This is a genomic window from Maribacter spongiicola (assembly GCF_004364165.1).
GTDB classification, from domain to species: domain Bacteria; phylum Bacteroidota; class Bacteroidia; order Flavobacteriales; family Flavobacteriaceae; genus Maribacter; species Maribacter spongiicola.
Window position 1 is genome coordinate 20,248 of the sequence record NZ_SOAY01000001.1, and the last position, 14,110, is coordinate 34,357.

11 protein-coding genes are annotated in these 14,110 nt (G+C 36.8%); 2 read left to right on the forward strand and 9 right to left on the reverse strand.

Features of this window, described 5'->3' with window-relative positions; translation table 11 throughout:
* Positions 1–78: 78 nt before the first annotated feature.
* Together CLV90_RS00135 and CLV90_RS00140 are read right to left on the reverse strand one after the other, a co-directional pair.
* Positions 79–2,367, reverse strand: coding sequence for an efflux RND transporter permease subunit (locus CLV90_RS00135; protein ID WP_133685507.1), 2,289 nt, complete (start codon positions 2,365–2,367; stop codon positions 79–81).
* A gap of 81 nt (positions 2,368–2,448) precedes the next feature.
* A complete protein-coding gene (locus CLV90_RS00140; protein ID WP_133685508.1) occupies positions 2,449–3,237 on the reverse strand; it encodes a DUF547 domain-containing protein in 789 nt (262 codons plus the stop codon).
* Positions 3,238–3,446: 209 nt separating this feature from the next.
* Here CLV90_RS00140 and CLV90_RS00145 point away from each other — a divergent pair, with 209 nt between their 5' ends.
* On the forward strand, positions 3,447–4,151 hold the full coding sequence (locus tag CLV90_RS00145; protein WP_133685509.1) for a glycosyltransferase: 705 nt from the start codon (positions 3,447–3,449) through the stop codon (positions 4,149–4,151).
* On the forward strand, positions 4,144–5,187 hold the full coding sequence (locus CLV90_RS00150) for a VOC family protein (protein WP_133685510.1): 1,044 nt from the start codon (positions 4,144–4,146) through the stop codon (positions 5,185–5,187). The genes CLV90_RS00145 and CLV90_RS00150 overlap by 8 nt, the downstream gene beginning before the upstream one ends.
* 19 nt (positions 5,188–5,206) lie before the next feature.
* On the opposite strand, the gene CLV90_RS00155 is transcribed toward CLV90_RS00150, so the two are convergent.
* The 7 genes from CLV90_RS00155 to CLV90_RS00185 all read right to left on the reverse strand — a co-directional run bounded on the left by CLV90_RS00155 (position 5,207) and on the right by CLV90_RS00185 (position 13,559).
* Positions 5,207–5,389, reverse strand: a complete 183-nt coding sequence (locus tag CLV90_RS00155; RefSeq protein WP_133685511.1) for a hypothetical protein — start codon at positions 5,387–5,389, stop codon at positions 5,207–5,209.
* A 68-nt stretch (positions 5,390–5,457) separates the two neighbouring features.
* Positions 5,458–6,252, reverse strand: coding sequence for an anti-sigma factor (locus tag CLV90_RS00160; protein ID WP_133685512.1), 795 nt, complete (start codon positions 6,250–6,252; stop codon positions 5,458–5,460).
* Position 6,253: 1 nt separating this feature from the next.
* Positions 6,254–6,790 carry an RNA polymerase sigma factor gene (locus CLV90_RS00165; RefSeq protein ID WP_133685513.1) on the reverse strand — a complete coding sequence of 179 codons (537 nt, stop codon included), beginning with the start codon at positions 6,788–6,790 and terminating at the stop codon, positions 6,254–6,256.
* Between the two features lie 74 nt (positions 6,791–6,864).
* Positions 6,865–7,458 (reverse strand): superoxide dismutase family protein, encoded by a 594-nt coding sequence (locus CLV90_RS00170; protein ID WP_133685514.1) that lies wholly within the window; start codon positions 7,456–7,458, stop codon positions 6,865–6,867.
* Between the two features lie 119 nt (positions 7,459–7,577).
* Entirely contained in the window at positions 7,578–8,306 is a 729-nt protein-coding gene (locus CLV90_RS00175; protein ID WP_133685515.1) for a DUF2490 domain-containing protein, read from the reverse strand.
* Positions 8,307–8,340: 34 nt separating this feature from the next.
* The gene (locus CLV90_RS00180; protein WP_133685516.1) at positions 8,341–10,281 is read right to left on the reverse strand and encodes a S9 family peptidase; all 1,941 of its coding nucleotides are present in this window, start codon (positions 10,279–10,281) and stop codon (positions 8,341–8,343) included.
* Positions 10,282–10,322: 41 nt separating this feature from the next.
* Complete coding sequence (locus CLV90_RS00185; RefSeq protein ID WP_243835232.1) at positions 10,323–13,559, reverse strand: WD40/YVTN/BNR-like repeat-containing protein; 3,237 nt, start codon at positions 13,557–13,559, stop codon at positions 10,323–10,325.
* Between the last annotated feature and the right edge of the window lie 551 nt (positions 13,560–14,110).

Consider the following 14,110-nt stretch of genomic DNA (forward strand, 5'->3'; position numbering starts at 1 on the left):
AATGATTTTAATGGTTGGCAAAATGATACTTGCATATAAGTCTTTACAGAAAACATTAAACCGAACCAAAAGCTCTATCTAAATCAATTTTCTAAGTAACACAGGTAGTAATAACAAGTCTAATATTAAGGCTGTTACCAAGGTTACGCTAATGATCAAGCCTATAGTTACGCTAGGTTGATGAATAGAAAATAACATCACCATAAATCCGAAGAAAAGAATAATGGTCGTAATGACCAATGCTCTTCCTGTTTGCGCAAATGTCTTTTCTAGTGCGGCCTCTTTATCCAATCCTTGGCTAATCCCTAATTTATATTTCCCTAAAAAGTGAATGGTGTCATCAACGGCAATACCGAAGACGATAGCAAAAACCACTGAGAGTGAAGCTTCAAGTGGTATTCCTAAAAAGCCTAACATACCACCGGCAAATAATATGGGCAATACATTCGGCACCAGCGAAATCAGAAATATTTTAATATCTCTAAACACAAAAGCCATAATTACTCCGATCAACAATAATCCGTAAAGCAATCCTTCTAATAAGCTACTTCTAATATATTCAGAGTTTTTATCGAGTAAAATGCTCTTACCCGTCACTTTTACGGCAACAAGAGAAGTATCTAATTGCGTTTTGGAAAACTTATCTATATTGGTATAAACCACTTTAAGCTTATCGGTACCAATGTCTTGCAGCCTGCCATTTATACGGGCAATACTTTCATCTTCATTTATAAATTTAGCCAACTGTTTACGCGCTAGTTTACGAGAATCTTTTTGATACTTTAAAAACGTTTTCTCATCGCTTGGTAGAGTGAAATATGCAGCACTATTTAAATTGTTCGCTTTATTGAAAATCTTATAAGGTAGGTTGGCAGATTGCACGTTGCCAATGCTTTTAAAGGTTTTTAGATAGATTAGTAATTTTTCAATTTCTTGTGCAACCTTAAAATCGGTCACCTTATTACCTTCAGTACTCATTACGGCAATTTCTAAAGGTCTAAATCCCGAAAAATTACTCTGAAAGTAATCAAAATCTTGCGCTATTTTACTTTCAGCCGGTAGTGTATTCTTTAATTCTTGATTGGTCTGTACCAAGTAGATGCCTAAAACACAAAGTGCTGTAAAAACAACTGTTCCCAGAATAATAGACCTAGGGTAGTTTTTAGTGAACGTATTTATTTTTAAAAGGTATGTTACCCAATTTTCAGAAATACTTCTACGACCGATCAATGATTTTTCGGGTAGACTAATCAATAGAGAACCTGTCAAGAAAATAACCGTTATATAAGCAACAAGTACGCCTATGGCAGCATTTATACCGAATTCTTGAATACTAACCAACCGAGACGAAAGTAATGTAACAAAACCAACGGCTGTGGTAATCGAGGTAAGTAGGGTCGTCATACCCACTTCTCTAAGCGATGAATTAATAGCCTTATAGCGTGGTATGCCTGTTTGCAGTTTTCTTATATAACTATCTGTTAGGTGTATAACATCAGAAGTACCGACAATGAGCATAAGCACTGGGTAAAAAGCTGCCATTGCATTGAGTTCTTTACCTAACCAACCCAATAGCCCCATAAATAGTAATAGCGACATGGCTATTGAGAAAACCGATATAAAAACAACCGGTAAACTTCGGTAAACCAATAACAGAATTATAAACACAAGAATAGATGCTGCAATAGTTGTTGTAAGTACTTCGCTCTTTTGCATTTCAACAATGGCTTCGTAGAAAAAAGCCCTGCCCAAAATATGAAAATCGGGTAAGTTATGTTCTTTTAAAGAAGCTCTAATACTATTCAAAAGAAGCTCAGATTGCTTGTAATCTAAATTGTCTTCGGTCTCTAGTGCCAAAACCAAAGACTTTCCCTTTTTATCGATAAGTACGTTTACAAAGAGGGAATCTTCTCTAATCTTGTTCCAATCTTTCTGATATTGCGAAGGGTCATCAATATGTATAATTGGTAATGTTGTATAACCGAATGAAGTTTTAAGCGGGTAGGAGAGTGATGTTAAAGAACTACTTTCTAAAACATATTCGAAAGTTTTACTCTCTTCGGAAAATGCTTGAAAACTTTTTAGGAACTCTTCTTGAAAAACATCGGGATCATTCTTTACGGCTATGAGCAGAAAATTATCATCGGTACCAAATTCTTCTACATAGTCGTCGTAAAAAGCTAAATCGGGATCTTCTTCAGGAAAAAACTGGCTGAAATCGAAAGAAAACCGAAGTTCATCCAATTTAGACGCAGCCATTACGCCTAATAGGATAAACAGTACAACGAATAACTTTTTAAGCAAGCCAAGGTCAGCCTTCATAGAAAATATAAAATCTATTTCAGTTGCGAATTTACCATTCTTCATGGTAATCTTGGTATAAAGAGGCAATTAAGAGCGAAGGAATGTATTAAAAAAATTCCTCAGCTCTTACATATTATATTTCAACTATAGTTCTATAAAATTATCAAGATCTAAGGTCCAATCGTAATTGGTGTACTTTATACCAACACCTTTTGTAGAAGGTATTATTTCGTATTCTTTTAAAATCTTCTTGATGCCGCCTTTTCCACCAAAATCTCCTCGAAACCAACTAAATAAAGAAGTAACCTTAACCACATTGGTTTCGCTATTATATTCACTGGTTTTCTCTAATAACCTTTTAGTACCAATATTAAATTGTTCCTGTAAACGCTCCCATTGGTAAATAGCCACTGGCGGACAATCTTTTGCGCCACAATTCAAAGCGAAGTGCACATTAAAAACAGGTTCATTAACTCTTAATTTACGCTCAAATTTGTTTGGAAACCACTTGCGTATATAGCCCAAACCATATTCCCATTGCGATTTTCTAATAAGTCCGTGTTCTATTTTTGCGAACGATACCATTTCACCTGCAATTTTAATTTGTTCCAACTTAAAGAAGCTTCCACGGTCATCATACAACTCTGGGTTCTTTTGAAGAATTACTTGTATATAGGCATTATAAATATTTATCCAGAAAGCCAATCGTTTATCATTGGTATCCAGTGCATTGTCCAGTTCTTCTATGGAGGTGTTCGCTAAAAGGTCTTGCAGGTCTTGCGTGTCTTTCTTATCAATTATGCGCTGTAAAAAGGTTTCAGATAATTCATTGAAATCCGTATCTGACTGGGTGTCAACCTGTGCTTGTACTTCGGTTTTCGCCATAAAAAATATAGCCAACATGGTTACAAGAAAAGATATTTTTAGTTTCATAGTATTGTTTTAGGTTACCTTATCTACGTAATATTAGTTAAAAGGTTCGTGAAATCTTGGTCGTATTTTTATTTAATCGATTACGATAATCTTTTCTTTAATTTTATGAGAGTAATAAAACTATTTAACGGAATTTGCGTAGGTAAGGCGTAAACATTTTTTATGGGTGGCAGTTTTTACTTAATAACTACTACGCCCTGGCTATTTCTATGATAAGTATAATTATACCGGCACATAACGAATTTAATAACTTACAACGGCTCTTTAAGGTTGCTTGTTTTTTAGAGCATGACGAACTTACCGAAATAATTGTAGCCGTTTCTCCAGGTAATACAGATACTATTGACAAGTTAGAATGTAGCAGTAAAGTAAAAATAGTACGCTGTAAAAATATGGGAAGGGCGGCTCAAATGAACGAAGCTTCTCAAATTGCTTTAGGAAATACCTTTGTTTTTTTACATGCAGATGTAGTACCGCCAAGCGGATTCATAGATGATATTTTAAATAGCCTGCAGAATGGATATGATGCAGGATTTTTTTCATACAAGTTTGATAAAGATACGTGGTACCTACGCGTAAATGCTTCGTTTACAGCAAAAGACGGGTTATTTACCGGAGGAGGAGATCAATGTCTTTTCATAAAAAAAGATGTCTTTAATAAATTAGGTAGATTCAATGAAGAACAAGTTCTGATGGAAGATTTTGAATTTTTTCGTCGGATGAAAAAAGGTAACGTTCCCTATACCATCGTTAAAAACGATTTGATAGTTTCTGCTCGTAAGTATGAGTCGAACTCTTATTTGCGTGTCAATCTTTCGAACTTTCTTTTAGTAGTTCTTTTTAAATTTGGATACCCAAGTGACAAATTAAAATCACTACATAACAAACTGATTCGCACCCCATATAATGGTTGAGATAATAAACGGAATTCAACAAATTGGAATAGGCGTTCTCGATGTTAAAAAGGTATTTAATTGGTACCGAAAACATTTAAATTTCGATATTTTATTGTTTGAAGATGAGGCAGTTGCCTCTTTAATGACCAAATATACCAATGGTAAAGCAGAAAGGAGAGAAGCCTATTTATCGTTAAATATGACAGGCGGCGGCGGATTAGAAATTTGGCAGTTCAAAGATCGGAATCCCACTGCAGCCGTAAATCCAATTCAATTCGGAGATTTAGGTATTTATGCCATGAAAATTAGATGTAAAGATTTGACAGACATGCATTCGTATTTGAAAGATTTAAAAGTGTCTCATCTTTCAGAAATTAATAAATCTTATTGTTCTCATTTCTACTTTACCGATCCTTTTGGTAATATGGTACAAATGGTTGAAGATCATTATGTTTTTTGTAAAGAATCTTCTAGAAATGGGGGAGTACAAGGTGCTGTTATAGGTGTGAGTCATATGGAAACCTCGTTGCAGTTTTATAGTACTATTTTAGGATATTCTGTTGTAAAATATGATGCTATAGAAACAGCCGATGAAATTTCAAAAAGTAAATTTAGACGTGTAGTAATTTCACAGGAACGAAAGCTGGTTGGCGGATTCGGAGATCTTCTTGGTCCCACCCAGCTAGAGCTTATTCAGCTTTTAGATAAAACTCCTGTAAAGATATTTGAGAACAGATTGTGGGGAGACTTGGGTTACATACATCTATGCTTTGATGTGTCGGGTATGAGTGCTATTAGAGAAAAAGCAAAGCAAAATGGTCATGCTTTTACGGTAGACAGTGCTAATAGTTTTGATATGGGTAATGCTGCCGGTCATTTTAGTTATATAGAAGATCCCGATGGTACATTGATTGAATTGGTAGAAACACATAAAGTTCCCATTCTTAAATCATTAGGGGTGTACTTAAATCTTAAGAGGAGAAACCCAAATAAAACCTTACCAAAATGGTTGGTAAAAAGTCTAAGTTTTCAACGCGTAAAAAAAGACAGGTAAATTAAACCAGTTGTAGTTTTTAGCTTTTACTGGTATTTCTAATCAACCCAATTCCTGAGAAGAAAAATATAGCCCCAAGTACACCGAATACAATAAGTTGTTTGGTGGTACCCGTACTATTTCCAAATAAAATAGCAGTATAAACAAGTCCGCCAATACCCAACAAGGTTAAAACGGTTCCGAAAATTTTCTTTAAATCCATAGCGGCAAAATAATAAAAAAAATGGGCAGTTAACAAAAACTGCCCACAATAGTTTAAATTTTAATTTGTTATGAAGTCGCTACTACACCAAGCGTGTATAATTGCTCTAGGTTTGGCGATTCACTACCACCTGCCGGTTCAAGTGTAATACCAAATGCTTCAGATTCGTTAGGGTTGTTCAGTGCAAAGACTTTATTTTCATCCGTAGCAAAATCTTCTAGCAGACCCATACTGGTAGGGGTAAGCGGCGAAAGTTTAAGAGACCAAACTTGGTACACAAAACCATCTGGTGGTTCAGGTAATCCTTTCGCATCTATAAATACTTTCTGATTTTCTTTGTTCCAATATGCCTTGGCATATGATGTAGGCGATACTGCTTGACCACCTAATGCAATAACACTAATGTTCTGATCACGAAGCGTATTCAATAATTCTTGTGTCTGTTCCAAAGAAGAATCGGTATCTGCAATCTGCTGCTCAAGATCAACATTTTGTTTTTCAACAATTTGAATATTCGATTTTAAATCTTCATTCTGTTGATACATCCAAAATAAGCCAACTGCCAGTAAAAGCGATGCCGCCCAGCCAACATAAGATAATAGTGGTGTGCTACGTTTTTCGTTTATTGGTATTACTTTAACCTCACCATTAATTCTATCCATTAATGATTTAAATGAATAATTGAATCCAGGCGATGCTTTTTTAGACAATGCTAATATTGAAGCCTCAATAGCTTCTATTTCTTTCTGAATTTCTGGATACTCTTTAGCATAGTTAGCAATTTCCAGATTTTCCTCTTCTGAGAGTATGCCAGCTATATAAAGCTCTAAAATTCCCGATGCTATGTATTTTTCTACATCCATACTATCTTACGGCCATATTATCCCTCAATTGGGAAATGCAACTTCTATTTCTTGTTTTTACAGTACCTATCGGAATATCCAATTCTTCTGCTGCATCTTTTTGAGTATATCCTCTAAAGTATAACAGTTCAATGATCTGAACACATTTTTCCTTTAAATTCTTTACTAGGTTTCTTAAACCCTTAGTATCTACAGTAGAACTTTCTTCTTCCTCCTTGTTCTGCAAAATACCTACGAAGTAATCTGCCGAAAGGTTCTTTTTATCATTCTTATACGACCTACTGCGTATTTCATCGATAGCTGCGTTTCTGGCAATATTCAATATCCATGTAAAGAATCTTCCTTTTGAGGAATTATAACTCTCACAGTTATTCCAAATCTTAATAAAAACGTCTTGACATATTTCTTGGGCAAGGGCGTCGTTTTTAACGATGGTGTTAATAACGCCGCAAATATTATCGCTATACATACCGTATAGCTTTTCAAAAGCAGTGGGATCTTTCTTTTTAAATTGATCAACCAACAGGTCTAGTTGCATATGTGAAATTTATAATCTGTTAAAAATAGAAAAAGCTGTTCTAAGAACAGCTTTTATCATATTTTTTATTAACTCTATTCAATAATACCAGCACAACTAACACGTGCACCAGCATCACCGCTAGGCTGAGAAGTATAATCATCTACACCTTGGTGTACGATTACCCCTTTACCTAATATATTTTTGTTTTCATCATCACAGCCAATACACCACTCATCTGTTTCAAATTCAATTTTTGCATTACCATCTGCATCTGCTGTAAAGTTACCAATATCACCCTTGTGGTATCCTTCGCTAGCACCCCATTTACCATGTGGCTCATTGGTAGGGTTCCAGTGTCCTCCAGCTGAAGAACCATCGGCTGCAGTACAATCTGCAGTTTGGTGAATATGAATTGCATGTTCTCCTTCAGACAAACCAGATAACATAGCTACCATTTCAACCTCGTCGTCATCTTGGGTAAACGTTACTTCACCTTTCACATTACTATCGCTTTTAGGCTCTAACATAAACTTTACGACAGTTTCATCGTCGTTCATTTCATTTTCAGCTTCATCCATTAAGTCTTCTACTTCTTCTTTGGCATCAGAAGCTTCCTTTTTTACTTCTTTACAACTAAAAGCAACAAGTAAAGCTAATAGTGCTAATTCCATTTTAAATATTTTCATTTTAATAGTGTTTTAAGGTTAGGTTATAAAGTTACATATTAATACGTATACCTTTTGCTCATTTCCAATTGATTTTAACAGTAACGAATAAGCTAAAAAAAATCTAATGACCTTCTTGACTATTTTGCCTTCTTTTTAAAAAGCCCTCTTAAATCGGTGTTATAAAATACACCAATTTGAAGTCGATCAAAATTAGTCTCGCTAAAATGATTTTTTAAATACCCAAATTGCATGCTCAAATCTTCGGTAACATTAACGCCTAGGGCTGCATACGCACGGTTTTGACCAAAGGCATTATTCTGTAAGTTGATGAAAATTTCATCATAGAAATTCAAGAAAAAGATATCGGTTAGGGGCAAGGTCATTTGAATTCTATACCTCGCTCTGTGCAATGTATTACTGATTCCAGAAAAATTATTTTGAACAAAGCGTTGTTCTAAACGATAGCGATGCTCGAAATTAAATTCCCAGACTTTGTTTTTAAGAATGAATTGCTCAAATATGCGATGTTCCGAAACAGAGTTATTTTTTATGAGAGCATCACCCCCAATAACGTCAAATTCACTGAACGTTGGGTCTGTTTCAATAAATCCATAACCTAAAGTGGCAATCGCATCCGGGTTTATGTGATAGTTGATACCTGTACGCAGCAACAACTGGTTAAAGTTAGAAGCCATTTCATAATATCTAAATTGCGCTTCGGTATGTATACTCCATTTATCGGTAATTTTATTGGTTCCAAAATACATAAACCAACTACCAAAATCATCTTCTCCTGTACCACCACTTTGTGCATTTGCCTGATTAATAGTAGCTAATAATACTAGTAACGTAATAACTTTCTTCATTCTTTAATTTAATATGAAACTTAAAATTATGAATTTATTTATCGCCGTCTTTAATTGGTGTTGCTTTATCTTTCTTCAAATACAAATCTAAAAAATCTAAAACCCTACTATAGGCTTCGATCTGATTTTCTTTTTTAACAAATCCGTGACCTTCATCTTCAAAGAGTACGTATTCAACTGGTACTCCGTTCTTTTTTACGCCCGCAACAATCTCATCAGACTCTACTTGCAACACACGTGGGTCTTGAGAACCCTGTAAAACAATTAAAGGTTTGGTCACCTTATCGGTATGAAACAATGGAGATATTTCTTTTAATCGTACCGAATCTGAACTATATGGATCGCCCAATTCTAGGTAAAGAGATTCTCTAAAAGATTCCCACCATGGTGGTATACTTTTTAAAGTTCGCAACCAATTGGTAACACCAAAAAGATTTACCCCAACGGCAAATTCTTCGGGAGTATAGGTCAATGCAGCCATGGTCATATAACCACCATAAGAACCACCAATAATTCCGATTTTATCGGCATCGATTTCCGGTTGTGCTGCAAGCCAATTTTTACCTTCCACGCAATCTTTCAAATCTTTATCACCATGGTTCAAATCGTCCATTTGGTAAAACGTTTTCCCGTAACCGCTGCTACCTCTGTTGTTTACGGCAAGTACAGCATACCCATGATTGGTTAAGTACTGAATAAACGAACTGAAGTTTTGACGACTCTGTCCACCTGGTCCGCCATGAACCCAAACTAAAGCAGGTACTTTTGCATTTGCATTTGCTTGTTGTGGCTTGTAATAAATAGCAGGAATTTCAACCCCATCAAAAGATTTGTAACGTACAACTTCAGCAGCAACAAGATCGTCTGCTTTAATTTCAGGATTTAAAACATCTGTTAATTGCTTCTGCGCTTTCGTTTCTAAATTATAGACAAACAGATTGCTAGGTGTATGCGAGCCACCTGCGTAAAAACGCATCCATTTTTCATCTTTTGAGAAATCTACATTGGTAATTTCCATGGCATCAAATGCCGGTAAATCAATATTTTCCATAGTAGCGACATTCATTACTTCAATAGTGTTTTTCGCATCTTCATTGATATAGGTAACTAAATAGGTGCCGTTATCTGTAAAGTAGCTGCCCAGAATATCCCAATCACGTTCAATTACTTTCTCGGTGTTTCCAGTGGCGATGTTATATTTCATGAGGTATGAAAACTCGTTGCCTTCATCGGTAGTGTAATAGAGTTCATCACCTGAAGGAGAAAAATCTTGACTGCTATTCGCACTTTGTGTTTTATTGATCTTGATTTTCTTTTTCGTTGAAAGATCAAAAAGATACAAGTCTGAATCGTTGGTGTTCAAAGATTTCGCCAGCGTAAGGTATTTTTGATCCTTACTAAGATTACCTATATCATACCCATCTTCATTCTTAAAAATTAATTTAGGCGAATAGTTGAGAAAATCCATTTGATATAGATCCATGTATTTAGCATCTCGTTTGTTCGATGTAAAAAAGAAACTTTGGTCGTCTTCTGCCCAACCTTGAAAGCTAGCTCTCGCACCTTTGTCAGGCGTAAGGTCTGTATGGCTGCCATTTAAATTACGAACGTAGATATGGTAAATTTCGTCACCATTACCATCCATACTAAAAAGCATTCGCTCATCTCTCGGAAAATAAGAAATCGCAAAAATAGAAGCGCTGTCAGACTGCGTTATCGGCGTTAATTCACCACCCTTTGCAGGCACCGTATACATATTATAGATACCAGATCTGTTGCTTGAGACCAATAATTTAGAATTATCACGATAAAAACTACCACCAGAAATAGCTTCATTATCCATCATTTGTTTAATGGTATACTGATCCGGAATTTTGGTGATTGCAACTTCTTCTTGAACCTCCTTTGGTTTTTCTTTTTTTTCTGTACAACTCCAAATAAGAGCAATGGCAAAACAAGCGAATAGTTTTTTCATAATTGATGGTTTTTAAGTGAGTATGCCTAATATTATGAGAATTATTTCAAACTAAAGGTGTCTACTTCTTTAAAAGGAGAAAGTTGTAAGCTCTCCATAGTAGCTTTATATGTTTTCCAGTCCGTAGAGAAAAATGAATTTGTTATCTCTAATGCCGCTTCTAGATCCTCTTTTGCAAATTGCATTAATTGAGTTTCAGTAGCCGTCATACCAGCCTTACGAGATCCTACATAGCCACGAGCAAGTTGTAAACGTTGCATTACGGTCATTTCTTTACTGCGTGTAATACCTTGTCGCTTATCAACTTTGCCTAAATAGATTGCGGTTACAGAATCTATTTGTTTGATGATATCTTTTGAAGCATCAATTTGCTCTTTGTACTTTTTATCATCTTCCTTTTTCAGGTCTTTTTGAAACTGTTCGGCGGTCGCTTTGCTTTGTGCCAATTGCTGAACAGCATCTGCAGCTTTTTGCATGTACGATTCTAACACTTTTCCGTTCGTATATGCTTCATTAATACCAGCCATTGAAACCTCTAAACGAGGGTCAGATTTTACGGTAATTTTAGTTTCTTCTTCTAAATCACCAAATGACATTTTAATAGTGTAGGTGCCAGGTTTTACATCTAATCCGCCAGATTCTTTCTTTTTGGTAACTACTTTTCTAGAAGGTCTATCTGCACCTTTTTCATCCATTCCCCAGAAAATTCTGTGGAATCCGGCTTTTTCGGGAGTTTTGTATTTTAAGGTACGAATTAAACGATCTCCGTCATAAAAATCGAATTGGACGGAATCTTTCTTTTGAACGCCTGTCAACTCAACGGCATCGGTTTTTTCTTCTGTTTTTTCTTCGGATGCATCCTCTTTTTTATCTTTTGCAGGTTTATCCTTTTTAGCCGCTTTCTTACCTTCTTTTAAATAGTAGGTAATCATAGCGCCAGACTTTTTGTTCTCACCTTGATACAGTCCGTCACCACCAAAACGACTACCTGTTGGTTGTTGGTAAGAAGCTTGATATGCCGTTGGAGGCGTAAATAATTCAATTTCTTTATTTAGGATGGATGCATTAGCCGCCACTGCACGTAACGGACGAATATCATCTAACACCCACGCAGCTCTACCGAATGTGCCGATTACCAAATCTTGCTCTCTTGGGTGAATGGCTAAATCTTTCGTAGAAACAGTTGGGAAGCCTTCCGTCCATTTTTGCCATTTTTCACCAGCATTGAAAGAAATATATAATCCGTCATCGGTTCCTAAGAATAATAAATTCGGATTCTCAGGATCTTCGATAATTGAAAGTGAATAACTTTCTACATCTGTAGCATCAACAATTCTAGTCCAGCTTTTACCGTAATCTTTAGTGCGGTATGCATAGGGAGTGTAATTGAATCTTCTATAGTCATTAGCAATTAACAATGCTTCACCTTTATTACGGGTAGAAGCCTTTATTTGTGGAATCCAGCTTCCTTTAGGTAAGCCTTTAATATTCGCTGTTACTTCTGTCCACGTACCACCGCCGTTTTGGGTGTAATGTACACGACCGTCATCAGAACCTGTCCACAGCATGTCTTTTTCAACCGGTGATGGTTCAATAACTAATATAGTAGTGTGATTTTCAGCACCTGTTGCATCCATAGATAATCCGCCACTTTCGCTTTGTTTTTGCTTTTCTGGATCGTTAGTAGTCAAATCTGGAGAAATAACTTTCCAAGTCAATCCCTTATCGGTGCTTTTATGTACGAACTGACTACCGAAATAGATAGTACTGTTATCGAAAGGATCTTGGCTAATTGCCGAGTTCCAGTTAAAACGAAGCTCTGTCGTCGCATCTGGTGGAGTAGGGCGTACGATATAATTATCGCCAGTCTCATGGTCAAAACGTTGAACGTAGCCTTGCTGACTCATGGTATACCCATAACGAGAATCTACAGGATCGGGCACGACATCAAAACCGTCACCGAAACTAATTTCTTGCCAGTAGCTATTGCGAATTCCCTGTGCTTTCCAAACATATGCCGGACCTCTCCAGCTACCATTATCTTGCATACCACCGTATACATTATAAGGATACTCGTTGTCAACGGCAATATGATAGAATTGTGCAACAGGGAGGTTACCTACAAAGCGCCAAGTCTTTCCTCCATCTTTAGAAATATTCAATCCGCCATCATTACCATCCATCATAAACTGTCCGTTTTCTGGGTGAATCCAAAAAGCATGGTGATCAGGATGTACGCCGTTATCTACGCCATAGGCAGGCATAAGCTCTACAAAATTCTTACCGCCATCTTGCGAAACATTAACATAGGTAAATACAGAGAAAACCCTGTTTTCATTTTGTGGATCAACGTAGATTTCAGAATAGTAAAAAGGTCTATTACCGATATCGCCCTTATCATTAATTTTCTTCCATTTGAATCCGCCATCCTCAGATTTGTACAATGCATTCTTTTTTGCTTCCACCAACGCATAAATAACATCAGGCTTTCCTGGGGCAATGGCAACTCCAATTCTTCCTAAATCACCAGCAGGTAAGCCATCTTCCTCGCTTAATTTTTTCCAATTCTTACCACCATCGTGAGTAATGTATAATCCGCTACCAGATCCGCCAGAATTAAAGAACCAAGGTTCACGCTTGTGTTCCCACATCGCAGCAATAAGTTTATTCGGGTTTGTAGGATCCATAATTAAATCAGCAACTCCCGTTTTATTATTTACGAAAAGAACTTTCTCCCAAGTCTCACCACCATCCATAGTTTTGAAGACTCCGCGCTCAGGGTGCTCGCCCCAAGGAGAACCGATTGCACCGACATACACGGTATTCGGATTCATTGGGTCAATTTTAATTCTATGAATATGTCTGGTTTTTTCAAGACCCATAGATTTCCAAGTCTTACCGCCATCGAGAGATTTATAAACTCCGTAACCTCCATTTAAGCTATTTCTAGGATTACCTTCACCAGTACCAGCCCAAATTACAGACGGGTTACTTTGTTGAATAGCCACTGCACCAATAGAAGCAGTTACTTCTTTATCGAAAATAGGGTCCCATTTTATGCCTCCGGAAGTAGATTTCCATAATCCGCCAGAAGCGGTACCGACATACATAATATCAGGATTGGAATTCACGACATCAATACTGGTAACACGACCACTCATGCCACCGGGACCGATATTACGTGGTTTCATGTCCTGTACGAGGTCCATTTTAAAATCTTGAGCGGAAACGAAAAAAGATGCAAAAAGCACCAGCAAGGAGAGTAATCTTCTAGTCATTTGAGTGGTTTGTTAGTTATGTGAATAAAAATAGCGGAAAAGAAAGGGAAGTATTCTTAAAAGGATGTTAACAGTTTTTTTATTTGGTTGATGGTTGTTTGTTGTCCGTTGTCCGTTGATGGTTTTTTATTCGTCTCTGCGAGGAGCTTTTTGCGACGTGGTAATCTGTTGAATGAAAGTAGCGAAGTTTGTCATTGGTACCTATGTTAGTCTGAGGGTAATCGAATACCCATGGGGTTAGTTACCTTTTTGTACACGTAAGGGTTCTCGATACGCTCCTTCTCGGCGGGCAAGCAAATTTCTCGTTCCTCGAAATTCACTCGAACTGACAAATGATAATTTGGTCAGTGAGCGAAGCCGAGGTGTTCGTGTTCTAGTCCCTTCGACTGCGCCTTCCTTCTTGGCAGGCAAGCTCAGGATGACATTGTGCAAAAGTCACTGAGCGAAAGCGAAGTGACAACCAACAACCAACAACCAACAACCAACAACCAACAACCAACAACCAACAACCAACAACCAACAACCAACAACCAACAACCAACAACCAACAA